Origin of the sequence: Cupriavidus basilensis, from assembly GCF_000876015.1 — a bacterium.
GTDB lineage: Bacteria > Pseudomonadota > Gammaproteobacteria > Burkholderiales > Burkholderiaceae > Cupriavidus > Cupriavidus basilensis_B.
The window spans coordinates 237,064-253,366 of record NZ_BBQM01000019.1 but is presented as its reverse complement, the minus strand read 5'-3'; the positions used below and the strand labels follow the sequence as shown (position 1 = coordinate 253,366).

The 16,303-nt window shown below is 71.7% G+C and carries 12 protein-coding genes; 6 read left to right on the top strand and 6 right to left on the bottom strand.

Annotated features, from left to right (window positions below; all coding sequences use genetic code 11):
• Positions 1-40: 40 nt before the first annotated feature.
• The gene (locus tag KF708C_RS21430; protein WP_059413182.1) at positions 41-955 is read right to left on the bottom strand and encodes a TauD/TfdA dioxygenase family protein; all 915 of its coding nucleotides are present in this window, start codon (positions 953-955) and stop codon (positions 41-43) included.
• Positions 956-1,006: 51 nt separating this feature from the next.
• The gene (locus KF708C_RS21425) at positions 1,007-1,837 is read right to left on the bottom strand and encodes a sulfurtransferase (protein WP_059413181.1); all 831 of its coding nucleotides are present in this window, start codon (positions 1,835-1,837) and stop codon (positions 1,007-1,009) included.
• Positions 1,838-2,060: 223 nt separating this feature from the next.
• Here KF708C_RS21425 and KF708C_RS21420 point away from each other — a divergent pair, with 223 nt between their 5' ends.
• Positions 2,061-3,494, top strand: coding sequence for an MFS transporter (locus KF708C_RS21420; RefSeq protein ID WP_059413180.1), 1,434 nt, complete (start codon positions 2,061-2,063; stop codon positions 3,492-3,494).
• 29 nt (positions 3,495-3,523) lie between these two features.
• The gene (locus KF708C_RS21415; RefSeq protein ID WP_059413179.1) at positions 3,524-4,006 is read left to right on the top strand and encodes a MarR family winged helix-turn-helix transcriptional regulator; all 483 of its coding nucleotides are present in this window, start codon (positions 3,524-3,526) and stop codon (positions 4,004-4,006) included.
• A 51-nt stretch (positions 4,007-4,057) separates the two neighbouring features.
• On the opposite strand, the gene fumC is transcribed toward KF708C_RS21415, so the two are convergent.
• The 4 genes from fumC to KF708C_RS21395 all read right to left on the bottom strand — a co-directional run bounded on the left by fumC (position 4,058) and on the right by KF708C_RS21395 (position 9,995).
• The gene (gene fumC / locus KF708C_RS21410; protein ID WP_059413178.1) at positions 4,058-5,458 is read right to left on the bottom strand and encodes a class II fumarate hydratase; all 1,401 of its coding nucleotides are present in this window, start codon (positions 5,456-5,458) and stop codon (positions 4,058-4,060) included.
• Between the two features lie 343 nt (positions 5,459-5,801).
• Positions 5,802-7,067 carry an acyl-CoA dehydrogenase family protein gene (locus KF708C_RS21405; protein ID WP_082079668.1) on the bottom strand — a complete coding sequence of 422 codons (1,266 nt, stop codon included), beginning with the start codon at positions 7,065-7,067 and terminating at the stop codon, positions 5,802-5,804.
• A 64-nt stretch (positions 7,068-7,131) separates the two neighbouring features.
• Positions 7,132-8,568, bottom strand: a complete 1,437-nt coding sequence (locus KF708C_RS21400) for an LLM class flavin-dependent oxidoreductase (protein ID WP_231586552.1) — start codon at positions 8,566-8,568, stop codon at positions 7,132-7,134.
• A complete protein-coding gene (locus KF708C_RS21395; RefSeq protein WP_059413177.1) occupies positions 8,565-9,995 on the bottom strand; it encodes an LLM class flavin-dependent oxidoreductase in 1,431 nt (476 codons plus the stop codon). Before KF708C_RS21395 ends, KF708C_RS21400 begins: the two co-directional genes overlap by 4 nt.
• A 406-nt stretch (positions 9,996-10,401) precedes the next feature.
• Here KF708C_RS21395 and KF708C_RS21390 point away from each other — a divergent pair, with 406 nt between their 5' ends.
• Genes KF708C_RS21390 through KF708C_RS21375 form a run of 4 tightly spaced genes read left to right on the top strand, consistent with a single transcriptional unit; the run spans position 10,402 to position 16,302 of the window.
• A complete protein-coding gene (locus tag KF708C_RS21390) occupies positions 10,402-11,625 on the top strand; it encodes an acyl-CoA dehydrogenase family protein (protein ID WP_059413176.1) in 1,224 nt (407 codons plus the stop codon).
• Positions 11,622-13,157, top strand: a complete 1,536-nt coding sequence (locus tag KF708C_RS21385; RefSeq protein ID WP_059413175.1) for an FAD-dependent oxidoreductase — start codon at positions 11,622-11,624, stop codon at positions 13,155-13,157. The genes KF708C_RS21390 and KF708C_RS21385 overlap by 4 nt, the downstream gene beginning before the upstream one ends.
• Positions 13,158-13,192: 35 nt before the next feature.
• Entirely contained in the window at positions 13,193-14,731 is a 1,539-nt protein-coding gene (locus KF708C_RS21380; protein ID WP_231586551.1) for an ABC transporter substrate-binding protein, read from the top strand.
• A gap of 8 nt (positions 14,732-14,739) precedes the next feature.
• Positions 14,740-16,302 carry an ABC transporter substrate-binding protein gene (locus tag KF708C_RS21375; protein ID WP_059413173.1) on the top strand — a complete coding sequence of 521 codons (1,563 nt, stop codon included), beginning with the start codon at positions 14,740-14,742 and terminating at the stop codon, positions 16,300-16,302.
• Position 16,303: the final 1 nt, after the last annotated feature.

The following is a 16,303-nucleotide window of genomic DNA, read 5'->3' as shown; positions in this document are numbered from 1 at the left end:
TTGGTCAAAGGCGCGTGAGGCTGGCGCGGCGCAAGCGCACTCACACCACCAGCGCGCGGTGCAGCACGCGCCGGCCCTGGCCGAAGTCCGCCACGCCGCGGTGCTGCACGGTGCGGTTGTCCCAGATCAGCGCCGTGCCGTCTTCCCAGCGGTGGCGCGTCTGCACCTCGGGCGCGCCCAGCGCGTCGAACAGCACGTCGAGCAGCGCCTGGCTGGTGCGGCGCGTGACGCCGAGGATGCGCTGCGTATAGAGCTCGTTGGCGAAGATCTGCTTGCGGCCGGTCTCCGGGTGCGTGCGCACCAGCGGCACCTCGATGGGCGGATGCTTCTCGCGCTGCGCCGCGCGCTGCGCGAGGTCGTGGTAGGCCAGCGTGAGGAAACCCTGGGCCTCCACGTCATGCACCGCGCTCAGCGTCTCCAGGTAGGCGGCGAACAGCGGGTCGAGCAGGTCGTAGGCGGCGGTCGCGTTGGCGAACAGCGTGTCGCCGCCGACCTGCGGCGCGGCCTGCGCGAACAGCGCGGTGAAGGGCGGCGGTGTCGGCTGGAACACCTGGTCCATGTGCCAGATGTAGTTCATGCGGGTCTTCTTGATCGACGAGTCGATCGCGTTGAGCTGGCCGTCCTTGCCGGTCTCCGGCGTGTACGGCGTGTTCATCAGCCTGGCCGTGCCGAACAGCGCGACCAGTTGCTCGAAGTTCTCCAGCGCCACCGTGCCCGGCGCGAAGCTCAGGAAGCCGTGACGCAGGATGCCGTCGTAGAGGAAGCGGCGCAGCGCCGCGCCGGGCTCGGCATGCGGGCCGATGCGCAGGCCGGTGACGCGCGCGCCCACGGTGGCGGAATAGGGCGTCAGCGTGACGCCCTCGAAGGTGGCGGGCGCGCCGTGGTAGCGGCGCATGTCCAGGACCCTGGACTGGATCCGGTCCAGTTTTTCGTCGTCGACGAAGATGCCGTTCATGATGTGATCGGGAAAGGTGGTGCGAGAGAGGAGGGCGGGCCGCGTGCCGGTTCAGGCCGCGGGCGCGGTGGCGGCGGCGGGGATGGCGATGGCGCTTGCGTCGACCGGGTACTGGTCGAGGTTGCCCCACTCGTTCCAGGAGGCCGGATAGACCGCCGCGTCCGCGTGGCCGGCAAGCTGCAGTGCCACGAAGGCGCGCGCGGCGCGCCCGCCGCCGCCGCAGTAGACGATGGCGCGCTCGCCGGGCGCGGCGACCTGCGCCAGCGCCGCGGCAAGCTGCGCGCGCGGCGCGAAGCGGCCGTCGGCGCCGAGTTCCTGGCGCGTGTCCCAGAAGCGCGCGCCCGGCACGCGGCCGTTGCGGCGGGCGTTGCTGCGCAGGCCCGCGTATTCGTCGTGCTCGCGCGCGTCGATCACGCGCGCGCCGCCTTGCGTGGCCGCCAGCACTTCCTCGGCGGTGGCGAGATAGGCGGCCCGCGGCTGCGGCACGAAGCGCGTGGCCCGCACCGCCGGCGCGGCACGGTCGAGCGCGCCGCCCCACGCCTTCAGCCCGCCGTCGAGCAGCGCGATGCGCGCCACGCCGGCATAGGCCAGCGCCCAGGCCACGCGCGCGGCATTGACCTCGTTCTGCGCGCCGGCCACCACCACGTGCGTGTCCGCCGCGATGCCCAGCGCGGACAGCGTCCAGCCCAGCAGCGTGTGGAAGCGCGCCAGCGCGGGCGCGTCGGTGCGCGGCAGCGACAGCAGCGCGCCATCGAGATGGCGCGCGTGCGGGATGTGCCCTTCCCAGTAGTCGGCCTGCGGGCGGCTGTCGATGACGGCCACGCCCGCGGCGCCTGCGTGTTGTGCCAGCCAGTCGGCGCTGACGAGTTCGAATACCGCCATCGGTGTCGCTCCGTGTCTTCTGTGGTGATGGGCCGGCGCGCGAGCGCGCCGGCTGCAAGGAATGGATCGCATCGTATAGGCAGCGCGCCGGCCAACCAACGACCGATTAATAGTTAGCATATTTACTAATCGCATTTCCATTGCGCCCGCGCAGCGCCGAGAATCGGGGTCCGGCCTGGTCCGGCCCGTTGCCTTTTCCTCCCCGGTTTCCGTTTCCCCGCTCATGCCATCCCAGCACGCTTCGACCGCCACAGCCGCCAAAGCCGCGCAGGCCGACTTCCGCCCGCTGTCCATCCTGGTCGGCATGGCCTTCTTCATGGAGCAGCTCGACGCCACCATCGTCAGCCCGGCGATTCCCGACATCGCGCGCGCGTTCGGCGTCGATCCGCTCAGCCTCAACCTGACCATGACGGTCTACCTGCTGTGCTCGCTGATCTTCATCCCGCTCAGCGGGCTGCTGGCCGCGCGCCACGGCACGCGCACCGTGTTCCAGGCCGCCGTGGCGCTGTTCGCGGCCAGCTCGGCCGCGTGCGCGCTGGCGCCGAGCCTGCCGGCGCTGACGCTGGCGCGCGCGCTGCAGGGCAGCGCCGCGGCGATGATGGTGCCGGTCGGGCGCACCGCCATCGTGCACCTGGTCGGCAAGGCGCAACTGGTGGAGGCACTGGCGTGGATGATCACGCCGGCCATGCTCGGCCCGATGCTGGGGCCGCCGCTCGGCGGCCTGTTGTGCGCATGGCTGTCGTGGCACTGGGTGTTCCTGATCAACGTGCCGGTCGGGCTGCTGGGCCTGCTGGCCTCGCGGCGCGCGATGCCGCAACTGCGCGAGCGCACCGACGCCGTGTTCCACCCGCGCGAATGGCTGCTGGCCGCCGCCGTGCTGACGCTCGCGGTGGTCATGCTGGAGCGCGCGCGCCATGCGTTCGACGCGCCGCTGCTGGCCGCGCTGGCGGCGCTGCTGGCGCTGCTGGCCTGGCTGCACGCGCGCCAGTTCCGCCGGCTGGCGCGGCCCATGCTGGACTTCCGCCTGCTTTCGGTCGGCACCTTCTCGACCGGCTTCTGGGCCGGCGCGCTGGTGCGCGTGGGGTATGGCGCGCTGCCGTTCCTGCTGCCGCTGATGCTGCAGATCGGGCTCGGCTTCAGCGCGCTGCACAGCGGGGTGGTGCTGCTGGCCAGCGGCGTGGTCGCGTTCTTCACCAAGACCCGCACCACGGCCATGCTGCGGCGCTGGGGCTTTCGCCGCGTGCTGCTGTGGAACGGGCTGATGTGCGCGCTCGCGCTGGCGGCCTGCGCGCTGTTCGCGTTGCCGCGCTGGAACCTGCTGGGAATCGGCGCGGTGGTGTCGCTGGCGGGCTTCTTCCGCGCCGTGCAGTTCAACGCGCTGACCGCGCTCGCCTATGCCGACCTGCCGCCGGCGAAGGTGGCCGCGGCGACCACGCTGAACACGATGGGCTGGCAACTCGCTATCATGCTGGGTATTTCGCTGTCGGCGCTGGCCGTGCAGTGGTCGGCCCGGCTCGGCGGCCGCGCCGAGCCCGCCGGCGCCGACTTCTCGCTCGCGTTCGTGGCGGTGGCGCTGTTCGCCTGCGCCGCGCTGCCGCGCTACCGGGCGCTGCCCCGGCGCGCCGGCGAGGAGCTCAGCGGCCACCAGGCCGCGTGACACCCCATTCCACCCACTTTCGCATCCCTATGTCCACCACCGAGGTCGAGCGCCTGTCCCAACTCTATTCCCGTCCCGGCTTCCTGCTGCGGCGCGCGCACCAGATCTCCGTCGCCATCTTCGAGGACAGCTTCGCCGCGCTGGAGCTGACACCGTCGCAATACGCCGTGCTGATCGCGCTCCACAACATCGAGCGCGCCAGCCAGAACGACGTGGCGCGCGCGCTCGGCGTGAACAAGGTCAGTGTCTCGCAGGTGGCGCAGAGCCTGGAGGAGCGCGGCTGGGTCACGCGCGAGACCTCGGCCGACGACCGCCGCCAGCGCCAGCTCGCGCTCTCGGCCAAGGGCCGCAAGGCGCTGTCGCGCTCGATGGAAATGGCCGACGCCGCCTACGACGCGCTGATGGCGCCGTTCGACGCGGCCGAGCGGCGCCAGTTCATCGCGCTGCTGCAGCGCGTGGTGACGTCGCTGGAGCCGCGCGCGCGCACGCCGTTCGCGCCGGCCGGCGCCTAGCGGCGCGGCCGGCCCGGTGCGCCGGACCGGCCAGGCGTGGCGGCAGGCGTGTCAGGCGCTCGGATGCGTCATCTCGATCGGCACGATCCAGCGCGCGTAGTCTTCCTCGCTCAGGTAGCCCAGCGCCAGCGCCGCGGCCTTGAGCGTGAGCCCTTCCTTGTGCGCCTTCTTGGCGATGGCCGCGGCCTTGTCGTAGCCGATATGGCGGTTCAGCGCCGTCACCAGCATCAGGTTCTTGTCGAGGTTCTCGGCGATCTTCGGCAGGTTCGGCTCGATGCCGACCGCGCAGTGGTCGTTGAAGGCCACGCTGGCGTCGGCGATCAGCTCGATGCTCTCCAGCACGTTGTGCACCATCACCGGCTTGTACACGTTGAGCTGGAAGTTGCCCTGGCTGCCGGCGAAGGCGACCGTGGCGTCGTTGCCGAACACCTGCGCGCACACCATCGTCATGGCTTCGCACTGGGTCGGGTTGACCTTGCCGGGCATGATCGACGAGCCCGGCTCGTTCTCGGGGATGTTGAGCTCGCCGATGCCGCAGCGCGGGCCCGAGGCCAGCCAGCGCACGTCGTTGGCCATCTTCATCAGCCCGCCGGAGAGCGTGCGCAGCGCGGCCGAGGCCTGCACCAGCGCGTCGTGCGCGGACAGCGCGAAGAACTTGTTGGGCGCGTCGACGAACGGATGGCCGGTCAGCGTGGCGATGTAGGCCGCCGCGCGCGCGCCGAAGCGCGGGTGCGCGTTCAACCCGGTGCCCACGGCGGTGCCGCCGATGGCCAGTTCCAGCAGGCCCGGCAGCGCGGCCTTGACCGCGTTCAGGCCGAAGTCGATCTGCGCGACCCAGGCGCTGATCTCCTGGCCGAGCGTGATCGGGGTGGCGTCCTGGAGGTGGGTGCGGCCGGTCTTGACGATGTCCTTGTAGGCCGTGGCCTTGGCCGCGAGCGTGTCGCGCAGGGCTTCCACCGCCGGCAGCAGCTTGGTGTAGATCTGCTCCACCACGGCGATGTGCATGGCGGTGGGGAAGGTGTCGTTGGAGCTCTGGCCGCGGTTGACGTGGTCGTTGGCGTGCACCGGCTTCTTGCTGCCGATCTCGCCGCCGGCGATCTCGATGGCGCGGTTCGAGATCACCTCGTTGGCGTTCATGTTGGACTGCGTGCCCGAGCCGGTCTGGAACACCACCAGCGGGAAATGGCTGTCCAGCTTGCCGGCGATGACCTCGTCGGCGGCCTGCACGATCAGCGCGGCGAGGTCCTTGGGCAGCTCGCCCAGTTCGGCATTGGCCTCGGCGGCGGCCCGCTTGAGGATGCCCAGCGCGCGGATGACCGGCCGTTGCCAGCGGAACCGACTCACCCCGATCGGGAAATTGATGATGGAACGCTGCGTCTGCGCGCCCCAGTACCGGTCTGCGGGGACGTCGATGGCGCCCATCGAGTCGGTTTCGGAACGGAATTCGGACATCTGAGTTGCTCCCCAAAAAGGTTAATCCAGCGCGCCCCATGTTCTGGACGAGGGATTTCGTCTCGCGGTCTGCGCTGCCCGGAACAATAGCGCAGGTTGCCGCCGGCGGCACGCGTAGCCTGACCGGCGAAAGGGGTAAGCGGGGGGCAGGCCGGGAGGAACGCCTGCGGCGCGGGGGCCACTCCGGCGGGAGCCGGGCCGGCGGATGGACGATGCGCCGCCGCGGCCGTCCGCCCGCGGCGGGCCGGCGGCGCGGGCAAGGTGCCCCGGCACCGCACTCCGGCGCCGGAGTGGCTTGCGGGCGGCTTCGCCGCGGCGCCGCCCGGCGCTTCGGCACACCGAATCAGAACAGGCCGGTGGTCGGCGGCGGCTGGTCCTTGAGCAGCCACGCGCCCACCGCCGCCGCCTTCCACTGGCGCGGGTTGTGGTTGGCCACGGTGCGGGCGTTGCGCCAGTGCCGGTCGAGGTTGTACTGGCGGTCGCAGGACGACGCGCCGCCCGCGTCGAAGGCGAGTTCCCCGCTCTTGAGCGCGGCGTCGACGGCGAAGTACTGCGCCTGCGCCACGGCGATGGAGGCCTCGGTCAGCGCGGCGTCGCCGAGCCGGTCGGCCCAGGCCGCGTCGATGGCGTCGGCGGCGCGCAGGGTGGCGGCCTCGGCGGCGAAGGCCAGCGCCGCGATCTGGCCGATGGTTTCCTGGATGTAGGGGTCGTCCACCGAGCGCTCGGCCGAGCTGTGCTTGATCGGGCGCGCCTTGTGGCGGGCGAACCAGACCGCGTCGTTGAGCGCGTTGCGGGCGATGCCGGCCTCGGCGGCGGCCAGGAACAGCTGGAACAGCGGCGTCACGGGGTTGCGGCGGTCGCGCGGGAAGTAGCTGGTGCGCAGCTCCTCCGGCTCGACGCGCAGGTCGGTGAAGCGGGTGGTGCCGCTGGCGGTGAGGCGCTGGCCGATGGCGTCGAAGTCGTCCACCAGCTCCATGCCGGCGCGCCCGCGCGGCACCACGAAGTGGGTTTCCTTGCCGTCCTCGTTCAGGGCGATGGAGCTGACCCAGTCGGCGTAGAGCGCGCCGGTGCTGTAGAACTTGGTGCCGTTGACCACGTAGTGGCCGTCGCGGCGCACGATGGTGGCGCGGATCTCGCCGTGCTTGCCGCCGCGCTCCACGCCGCCATTGCCGACGATCTGGCCGGCCAGCAGCCGGCCGAACCACAGTTGCCGCTCGGCCTCGTTGTCCTGCCCGGCCAGCAGCGCCTCGATCAGGCCGAAGTTGGGGCGCAGGGCCTGGGTGATGTTGGAGTCGACGGCGGCGAGGTCGATCAGGAAGCGGATGGTGTCGCGCATGCTGCCGCCGGGGCCGCCGTAGGCCTTGGGAATGCGGAAGGTCAGCAGGCCCGCGTCGGCGATGCGGCGGGCCAGCGCATAGGGCAGCTCGCGCTGCTGCTCGCGCCGCGCGGCTTCGTGGCCGATCTCGGGCAGCAGCGCCTGGGCGCGCCGCAACAGCGTGGCCACGTCGCCGGCCGGCGGCAGGGCCTGGCCCGGCGGGGCGGGATGGGCGGCGGTGGCGGAAGGCAGGGCGCCGGCGGCGGGCGCGGACGGGAAGTCGGTATGGGTCATGGCGGAGATACGTGAGGTGTGGTGCCCGGCGCGCGGCGGCCTTGCGCGAGGCGGAATCGGTGCGTCAGGCGGCGGCGGTGCTGGCGGTTGTGCTGGCGCTTGTGCCGGCCGTGGTGACGGCAGCGGTGCCGGCCTCCGGCACGCGGTAGCGCGCGGCGGCATGATCGCTGCCCAGCCGGGCGTGGCCCGGGCCGTAGAGCTTCTCGCGCAGGGTGCCGGGCTGGTAGGCGGTCTTGTAGACGCCGCGGCGCTGCAGCTCGGGCACCACGAGGTCGACGAAGTCGCGGTGCGAGTCGGGCATGATGGTGTAGCTGAGGTTGAAGCCGTCCACGCCGGTGTCTTCCATCCAGGCCTGCATCGCGTCGGCCACCTGCGCGGGCGAGCCCACCAGCACCGGCCCCTTGCCGCCGATGGCGTTGTGGCGCGCGAGCTCGCCGATGGTCCAGACGCGGTCGGGGTCGGCGATGGTGAAGCCCTCGACGGTGGACTGCATGCCTTCGCTCCTCTCGTAGGTGAACGGCGCGTCGATGTCGCGCCCGGCCAGGTCGATGCCGGTCCAGCGCGAGAACAGCGCGAGCGCGCCTTCGAGGCTGACGTGCTGCTCGATGTCGGCCAGCTTGGCGCGCGCTTCCTCCTCGGTGCGCCCGACGATGACCGTGAGCAGCATGAAGAACAGCACCGAGGCCGGGTCGCGGCCCTGTTCGGCCACGCGGCGGCGCGTGTCCTGCACGGTGTCGCGGATCACCTTGCGCGACGGCGCGCTGATGAACACGCACTCGGCGTGCGCGGCGGCGAAGTCCTTGCCGCGGCCCGAGGTGCCGGCCTGGTAGAGCAGCGGCGTGCGCTGCGGCGAGGGCTCGCTGTAGTGCACGCCCTCGATGTGGAAATACCGGCCGTCGTGGCGGATCTCGTGCACCCGGGCCGGATCGGCGAAGACCTGCCGCTCGCGGTCGCGCACCGCGGCGCCGTCTTCCCAGCTGCCTTCCCAGAGCTTGTACAGCAGGGCCATGTATTCGTCGGCGACGTCGTAGCGCTCGTCGTGCGCGCGCGCGTCGCCCAGGCCCACGGCGCGGGTGCCGGTGTTGCCGAAGCTGGTGACGATGTTCCAGCCCACGCGGCCGTTGGTCAGGTGGTCCAGCGTGGACATGCGCCGCGCGAACTGGTACGGCGGCTCGTAGGTGGTGCTGCTGGTGACGGCGAAGCCCAGGTGCGTGGTGACTTGCGCCAGCGCCGACACCAGCAGCAGCGGATCGAGGCGCGGGAACTGCAGCGCGCCGCGGATGGCGGGATCGTGGGAGCCGCCGTAGACGTTGTAGGTGCTGATGCCGTCGGCCCAGAACAGCGCGTCGTAGAGGCCGCGCTCGGCGATGCGGGCCAGCTCGGTCCAGTAGGCGAGGGTGTGGTATTGCAGCGACTGGTCGCGCGGATGCTTCCACAGGCCCGGCGACAGGTGGCTCGGGGCGAAGGTGACGAAGGCGTTGATGCGGATTTCTTTGCTCACGGTGCGGTGACGTGCGGTGCGGGCGCGGCGGCGCCGGCGGTGGTTGGAGAGGCGGCCGCGCCGTGGCGGTGGCGGCTGGCCGGGTGGCTGTCGGGCAGGCGCGCCTGGCCCTGGCCGTAGAGCTTCTCGCGCAGCGTGCCGGGGGCGTAGTCGCGCTTGTAGACGCCGCGGCGCTGCAGCTCGGGCACCACCAGGTCGACGAAGTCGCGGAAGCTTTCGTGGGCGACGGCGTAGCCGAGGTTGAAGCCGTCCACGCCGGTGTCGTCGACCCACTCCTGCATGCGGTCGGCGATGGTGGCGGGCGCGCCCACCAGCAGGCTCGCGCTGCCGCCGCCGATGGCCACGCGCGCGAGGATCTCGCGGAAGGTCCAGACGCGCTCCGGGTCGGCGCGCGTGTAGTTGTTCACCACCGACTGCATGTGGTTGGAGTCGATGTACTCGATGGGGTCGTCCAGGCCGTAGCGCGACAGGTCGATGCCGGCCCAGCGCGAGAACAGCGCCGCCGCGCCCTCGGGGCAGGCGTATTGCAGGTAGTCCTGGTATCTGGCGCGGGCCAGCTCGTCGGTGGCCGCGGGGATGGCGGTCAGCGACAGGAACACCTTGATGTCGCTGGCGTGGCGCCCGGCCTGCACGGCGCGCCGGCGCAGGTCGTCCACCGCGTCCTTGACCACCTTCTTGCTGGGCGCGCTGATGAACACGCATTCGGCGTGCGCGGCCGCGAAGGCCTTGCCGCGCGTGGAGGTGCCGGCCTGGAACAGCAGCGGCGTGCGCTGCGGCGAGGGCTCGCAGATGTGGATGCCCTCGCTGCGGAAGAACTCGCCCTCGTGCCGCACCTGGTGGATGCGCGCCGGGTCGGCGAAGATGCCCTGCTCGCGGTCGCGCAGCACCGCGCCGTCCTCCCAGCTGCCTTCCCAGTACTGGTAGACCAGCGACATGTATTCGTCGGCCACGTCGTAGCGGTCGTCGTGGGCGCGCGCGGCCTGCCCGTTGAGGGCCCTGGTGCCGCTGTCGCCGAAGCTGGTGACGATGTTCCAGCCCACGCGGCCGCCGGTGACATGGTCCAGCGTGCTCATGCGGCGCGCGAACAGGTAGGGCGGCTCGTAGCTGACGCTGCTGGTGATGCCGAAGCCCAGGTGCGTGGTGACGTGCGCCATCGCCGAGACCAGCAGGATCGGGTCGAGCCGCGGGAACTGCACCGCGCGGCGGATGGCGGTGTCCGCGCTGCCCTTGTACACGTCGTACAGGCTGATGCCGTCGGCGAGGAACACCGCGTCGAACTTGCCGTCCTCGGCGATGCGGGCCAGGTCGGTCCAGTAGGACAGCGTGTTGTACGCCAGCGAGCGGTCGCGCGGATGCCGCCACAAGCCCATCGACAGGTGGGACGGCGCGGCCAGCGCGAAGGCGTTGAGTCGGATTTCTTTGCTCATGGCGCAACGGGATGGGCGAGGCATGGAAGGGCCGCCGCGGCGGGCGGCATGGACGGACGCGGCGACGCCGTCCGCCGCGGAGGTGGCCACGGCAGCGCGCGCCGGGAGCCGACAGGTTAATCAATCCGCGGTCGTGGCCGAAGCGCGATTTCCGCATTTGGTTATCCGCGCGCATTTCCATGCATATGAGAAATCGGTCTTTGTCGCGCGTGGCGGGAATTCGCACAATGCCTGTCCATGACTGAGCCGCATGGCCGCACACAGGCCAGCGGCGCGCCCCCCGCTTCGCTCGTTTGGTCCGTTGCGCCGCCGTCCGCGGCAGCGGCGGCGCGGCGGCGGCGGCCTGCCAGCCTGCCCGGGGCGCCAAGCCTGTCGCCCGGCAACCGCATCGAAGAAGACGCCCTCCATGTCCGCCGTTCTGGAAACCGATCCCGCCCGCGCCGCCGGCCTGCCCGATGTGTCCGCGCCCGTCGTCGCCGATGCGCGGCAGCCGGACCTGGCGGCGCTGCGGCAGCTGGCGCAGACGCGCTTCGCGCCGCGCGAACGCGCGCTGCACGAAGCCGCCGCGCTGCCGCTGGAAAACCTGCGCGAGCTGCATGACGGCGGCTGGCTGCGCCTGACCCTGCCCGAGTCGCTCGGCGGCGCCGACAGCCGCCTGGGCACCGGCGAGGCCGCCACCTACCTGCAGGCGATCCGCACGGTGGCGCGCGTGTCGCCCGGCACCGCGCATTGCCTGCAGGTGCACAACCATGCGGTGTGGACCGTGCTCGAGGCCGGCACGCCCGAGCAGCACGCGCGCTTTCTCGCGCCGCTGCGGCACGGGCTGTCGCTGTTCTCGTTCATCGGCAGCGAGCCGGGCCTGGCGCCCGGCGCCGCGCGCTTCCAGACCACCGCCACGCCGCACGCGGGCGGGCTGCGCGTGCATGGCCGCAAGCAGTACGCCACCAACGGCGTGGCGCGCGGCTACGGCATCGTCTTCACCTCGCTCGACGGCGTCGAGGGCATGGCGGCCAACCACCAGATGGTGATCGTCGAGCCCGGCATGCCTGGCGTCGCGCAGGACGACAACTGGTACGCGCCCAGCGGCATGCGCGTGGCGGCCAGCCCGCAGATCCGGCTCGATCAGGTCGAGGTGCCGGCCAGCCACGTGCTGGGCCAGCCCGGCGAGTACCTGCGCGGGCGCTGGCAGGGCCGCTTCCACCTCGGCTTCACCGCCAATTACCTGGGCATGGGCGAAGGCATCCTGCACTGGTCGCTGGCGTGGCTGCGGCAGTTCCCGGAGCGCGTGGCCGATCCGTTCGTGCAGGCCCACGTGGGCGAGGTGACGGCGGCGCTGCAGGCCGCCGCCGCGGCGCTGGACCATGCCATCGCCGCGTGGCGGCAGCCGGACGTGCCGCAGGCCGAGCTGCTCTCGATGGCGGCCAAGTCGACCTGCGCGCAGGCCGCCGTGCTGGCGGCCGACACGCTGGGGCGCCTGACCGGCTCCACCGCGCTGTTCGACGACCATCCGCTGGGCCGGCTGATCCGCGACCTCAAGACCCACATCCTGCACGTGGGCCACGACCGCACGCACCAGACCATCGGCGCCGCCGCGCTGGGCCAGGCGTTCGACTCCACGCGCCAGCGATGAGCACGCGCGGCCTGGCGTGCGACGTGCTGGTGGTCGGTTATGGCGCGGCCGGCGCGGCGGCGGCCATCGAGGCCGCGGATGCCGGCGCGGCGGTGCTGCTGGTGGAGAAGATGCCGTCGCCGGGCGGCCTGTCGGTGGTGTCGGCGGGCGGCGCGCGCATGGCCTTCGACGCGGACGCGGCGCTGGCCTACCTGCGCCGCACCTGCGGCGGGCGCACGCCCGACGACGTGCTGCGCGTGCTGGCCGACGGCATGCGCGACTTTCCCGCGTGGCTGGCGGCGCTGGCCCGCGACATCGGCGCCGAGCTGGCGGTGCGCCCGGCGCCCGGCAACTATCCGTTCGAGGGCTTCGAGGCGCTCGGCTACGCCGAAGTGCAGGCGCTGCCCGCCGGGCTGGCGTTCCGCCATCCGGTGCCGCCACGCGTGCGCGAGGTCTCGCCCGCCGGGGCGCGCTTCTTCGGGCTGCTGCAGGCGCACGTGGAGCGCCGCCCGGTGTCGGTGCTGACCGCCACGCGCGTGGCGCGGCTCGTGCGCGACGCCGCCGGCGCGGTATGCGGCGCGGAGCTGGAGGACGCGCACGGCAGCCTGCCGGTGCAGGCGCGCCAGGGCGTGATCCTGGCCTGCGGCGGCTTCGAGGCCAACGCGCGCATGCAGAGCGACTGGCTGGAGCCGGCCACGGTGCTCAACGGCAGCTTCCTCGGCAATACCGGCGACGGCATCCGCATGGCGCAGGAGCTGGGCGCGGACCTCTGGCACATGTGGCATTTCCACGGGCCGTATGGCTTTCGCCACCCCGACCCCGGGTTTCCCTACGGCCTCTACGTCAAGAACTTCCCGATGTGGACGCCGGGCCTGCCGACCGCGCACCTGCCGGTGATGCCGTGGATCCTGGTGGATCAGCGCGGCCGGCGCTTCGCCAACGAATACGAGCCCTATCCCGGCGACACCGGGGTGCGCCATTTCTCCCATCTCGACGGCAACCACGGCGGCAACACGCGCCTGCCGGCGTGGATGGTGCTCGACGCGGACGGTTTCGGCATGTATCCGCTCGGCCGCTTCGTCGCGCATGACACGCAGCAGTCGTTCGCATGGAGCGCGGACAACCGCCGCGAGCTGGCGCTGGGCATCTTCCGCGAGGCCGGCTCGCTGGCCGCGCTCGCGGCGCTGACCGGCGTGCCCGCGCCGGCGCTGGCGGACACAGTGCAGGCGTGGAACGCGGCCTGCGCGGACGGCCACGACGCGGCGTTCGGCCGCCCGCCGGCCACCATGCGGGCGCTGGCGCGCGCGCCGTTCTACGCGGCGCCGGTGTGGCCGCTGGTGATCAACACCCAGGGCGGCCCCGTGCACGACGCCTGCCAGCGCGTGCTGGACGTGCGCGGCCGCGCCATCGAGGGCCTGTACGCGGCCGGCGAGCTGGGCAGCGCCTTCGGCCATCTCTACATGGCCGGCGGCAATCTTGCCGAATGTCTCGTCGGCGGCCGCGCCGCCGCGCGGCACGCGGTGTCGCGCGGCGCGCGGCGCGCGGCGGCGTGAATCCATCATCCAACCCAGAGAGAGGGACCTGTTTCATGAAGGCTGTTTTGCGAATGACCGGCGCGGCCGCCGCCTGCCTGATGCTGTCGGCCGGCCCGGCCCACGCGGTGGGCGGCAAGCCCGCCGTCGACCGGCAGACGCTGGTGGTGGCGCTCGCCTCCGGCCCCGGCAACCTGGACCCGCAGGTCGCGCCCAGCGTGGACTCGGCCAAGTACGCCTGGAACGTGTTCGACACGCCCTACGGCTTCGACGTCAAGGGCAACCTGGAGCCGCGCCTGGCCACCGCGTACAAGATCAGCGAGGACGGACTGGTGTTTACCTTCACCATCCGCAAGGGCGTCAGGTTCCACAACGGCGACAGCCTGAGCGCGCGCGACGTGAAGTATTCGCTGGAGCGCATCCTCGACCCGGCCACCAAGAGCACGCGCCGGCCGTTCTTCGTCAACGCGGTGGAGAGCGTGCAGGCGCCCGACGACGGCACCGTGGTGATCCGCCTGCGCCGGAAGGACGGCGCCTTTCTCAACAAGGTGGCCGGCTACCTGTACGTGGTGCCCGAGGCCTACACGCGCGGCCTGGGCTCGCCCGAGGCGTTCGCGCGGCAGCCGGTCGGCACCGGCCCGTACCGCGTGGTGTCATACCAGATCGGCCAGTCGCTGGAGCTGCAGCGCTTCGCGCAGTTCTGGGGCGAGGCGCCCAAGGTCAACCGCATCGTCTACCGCTTCGTGCCCGAGGCCAGCAGCCGCGTCAACGCGCTGCTGGCCGGCGAGATCGACCTCGCCACCGACATCGCGCCGACCGAGGTGGAGCGCCTGCAGGCCAACCCGGGCCTGCGCAGCCTGTCCGTGCCGGGCGGCAGCCCGGTGTTCGTGCGCGTGTACGCCAACGATCCGAAGACGCCGCTGTCCAAGCCGCAGGTGCGGCTGGCGCTGAACTACGCCATCGACAAGGACGCGCTGATCAAGAACGTGTTCCGCGGGCGCGCCGCGCCGCTGCGCTCGCACATCCCGGACAGCTACCCGACCGATCCCAACAAGGGCCTCAAGCCGTTCGCCTACGACCCGGCGCTGGCGCGCAGGTTGCTGGCCGAGGCGGGTTATCCGCAGGGCTTTTCCACCAGCCTGATGTGCACCACGCCGACCTTCGAGCGGGCCTTCTGCGAGGCCATCGCCGCCTACTGGGCGCAGGTCGGCGTGAAGGCGCAGATCCGGCTGATCGAGTCCACCGCGTCCAACCGCCTCAACAACACGCACCAGAGCGGCCCGCTGTTCCTGTCGCACTTCGGCAATGCCATCTACGACCCCATCCACGTGGTGGGCGGCTCGATCGCCAGGGACGGCACCTGGGCCGACTACGACAACCCGGCCGTGCAGGCGCTGGTCGACGAGGTGGAGGGCGTCAACGATCCGGCGCGCCGCACCGAGATCTTCAACCGCCTGCTCAAGCTCGCGCGCGACGACGGCCAGGCCGTGCTGATCGCCGAGCCGCAACTCAACTACGTGGCCGACTCTGCCTTGCAGTGGTCGCCGCAGGTCGCCGGCTGGAGCTTCAACTTCCGGCAGGTGACGTGGAAATGAAATCCGCCATGACCCAAGACACTCGCAACATCCGCCGCCGCAAGGCGGCCCTGGCCGCCAGCGTGGCCGCCGCGCTGGCGTGGGGCTTCGCCACGCCCGCATCAGCCATCAACGGCAAGCCCGCCGTCGACCGGCAGACCGTGGTGGTGGCCATCACGGCGCTGCCGGCCAACCTCGACCCGCTGATCCCGCCCAGCATCGAGTCGGCCAAGTACGCGTGGAACGCCTTCGATTCGCTGTACGGCTTCGACCGCCAGGGCAACCTGGAGCCGCGCCTGGCCACCGGCTACGAGATCAGCGCCGACGGCCTGGTGTGGACCTTCCGCCTGCGCACCGGCGTGAAGTTCCACAACGGCGACGCGTTTACCGCCGACGACGTGAAGTTCTCGATGGACCGCGTGCTGCAGCCCGAGAGCAAGAGCACGCGCCGGCCGTTCTTCGCGCCGGTGGTGGAATCCACCACGGTCAAGGACGCGCACACCGTGGTGTTCCGGCTCAAGAAAAAGGACGGCGCCTTCCTCAACAAGCTGGCCGGCTATCTCTACGTGGTGCCGCGCAAGTACGTGCAGGGCCTGCCGAACGCCGAGGCCTTCGGCCAGGCGCCGGTGGGCACCGGGCCGTGGAAGATCGTGCAGAACCAGGTCGGGCGCGAGCTGGTGTTCGAGCGCTTCGACGGCTTCTGGGGCAAGAAGCCCGGCGTGGCGCGGCTGGTCTACAAGGTCATCCCCGAGCCCAGCAGCCGCGCCAGCGCGCTGCTGGCCGGCGAGATCGACCTGGCCACCGAGGTCGCGCCCACCGACCTGGAGCGCCTCGCGGCCAACAAGGGCCTGGCGGCCGAGGTGGTGGACGGCGGCAGCCCGCTGCACATCCGCATCTACGCCAGCGACCCGGCCTCGCCGCTGTCGAAGCGCGAGGTGCGGCTGGCGCTGAACTACGCTGTCGACAAGAAGGCCCTGATCGCCAGCGTGCTGCGCGGGCAGGCGGCCGAGCTCAACGCGCTGATTCCGTCGAGCTACCCGTATGGCAGCAACCCGGCGCTCAAGCCGTTCGAGTTCGACGCCGCCCGCGCCCGCCAGCTGCTGGCGCAGGCCGGCTACGCCAAGGGCTTCGACACCAGCCTGACCTGCCCGAGCAACCAGCCGCGCGCGATCTGCGAGACGCTGGCCGCCTACTGGGGCCAGGTCGGCGTGCGCACGCAGATCAAGGTGATCGACTCGATCGCCTACAACCGGCTCAACAACACGCACCAGAGCGGGCCGCTGGTGGTGATGGGCTTCGGCAACGCCATCTACGACCCGATCCACGTGATCGGCGGCGCCGCCATCAAGGACGGCACGTGGTCGGACTACACCAACCCGGAAGTGGAGAAGCTGGTGGCGCAGGTGGACGGCGAGTCCGAGCGCGCCCGGCGCGACGCGATCTTCCGGCAGGTGCTGCAGATCGCGCGCGACGACGGGCAGGCCGTGCTGCTGGCCGAGCCCAAGGTGCTCTACGTGCAGGACCCGCAGCTCGGCTGGAAGCCGCAGGTCGCGGGCTGGAGCCTGAACTTCCGCGAGGTGGCCTGGAAATAGG

Excerpts from the sequence above, each read along its gene's own strand:
- KF708C_RS21430 (WP_059413182.1), bottom strand. The coding sequence starts at position 955 with ATGAACGGCATCTTCGTCGACGACGAAAAACTGGACCGGATCCAGTCC.
- KF708C_RS21425 (WP_059413181.1), bottom strand. The coding sequence starts at position 1,837 with ATGGCGGTATTCGAACTCGTCAGCGCCGACTGGCTGGCACAACACGCA.
- KF708C_RS21420 (WP_059413180.1), top strand. The coding sequence starts at position 2,061 with ATGCCATCCCAGCACGCTTCGACCGCCACAGCCGCCAAAGCCGCGCAG.
- KF708C_RS21415 (WP_059413179.1), top strand. The coding sequence starts at position 3,524 with ATGTCCACCACCGAGGTCGAGCGCCTGTCCCAACTCTATTCCCGTCCC.
- fumC (WP_059413178.1), bottom strand. The coding sequence starts at position 5,458 with ATGTCCGAATTCCGTTCCGAAACCGACTCGATGGGCGCCATCGACGTC.
- KF708C_RS21405 (WP_082079668.1), bottom strand. The coding sequence starts at position 7,067 with ATGACCCATACCGACTTCCCGTCCGCGCCCGCCGCCGGCGCCCTGCCT.
- KF708C_RS21395 (WP_059413177.1), bottom strand. The coding sequence starts at position 9,995 with ATGAGCAAAGAAATCCGACTCAACGCCTTCGCGCTGGCCGCGCCGTCC.
- KF708C_RS21390 (WP_059413176.1), top strand. The coding sequence starts at position 10,402 with ATGTCCGCCGTTCTGGAAACCGATCCCGCCCGCGCCGCCGGCCTGCCC.
- KF708C_RS21385 (WP_059413175.1), top strand. The coding sequence starts at position 11,622 with ATGAGCACGCGCGGCCTGGCGTGCGACGTGCTGGTGGTCGGTTATGGC.
- KF708C_RS21380 (WP_231586551.1), top strand. The coding sequence starts at position 13,193 with ATGAAGGCTGTTTTGCGAATGACCGGCGCGGCCGCCGCCTGCCTGATG.
- KF708C_RS21375 (WP_059413173.1), top strand. The coding sequence starts at position 14,740 with ATGACCCAAGACACTCGCAACATCCGCCGCCGCAAGGCGGCCCTGGCC.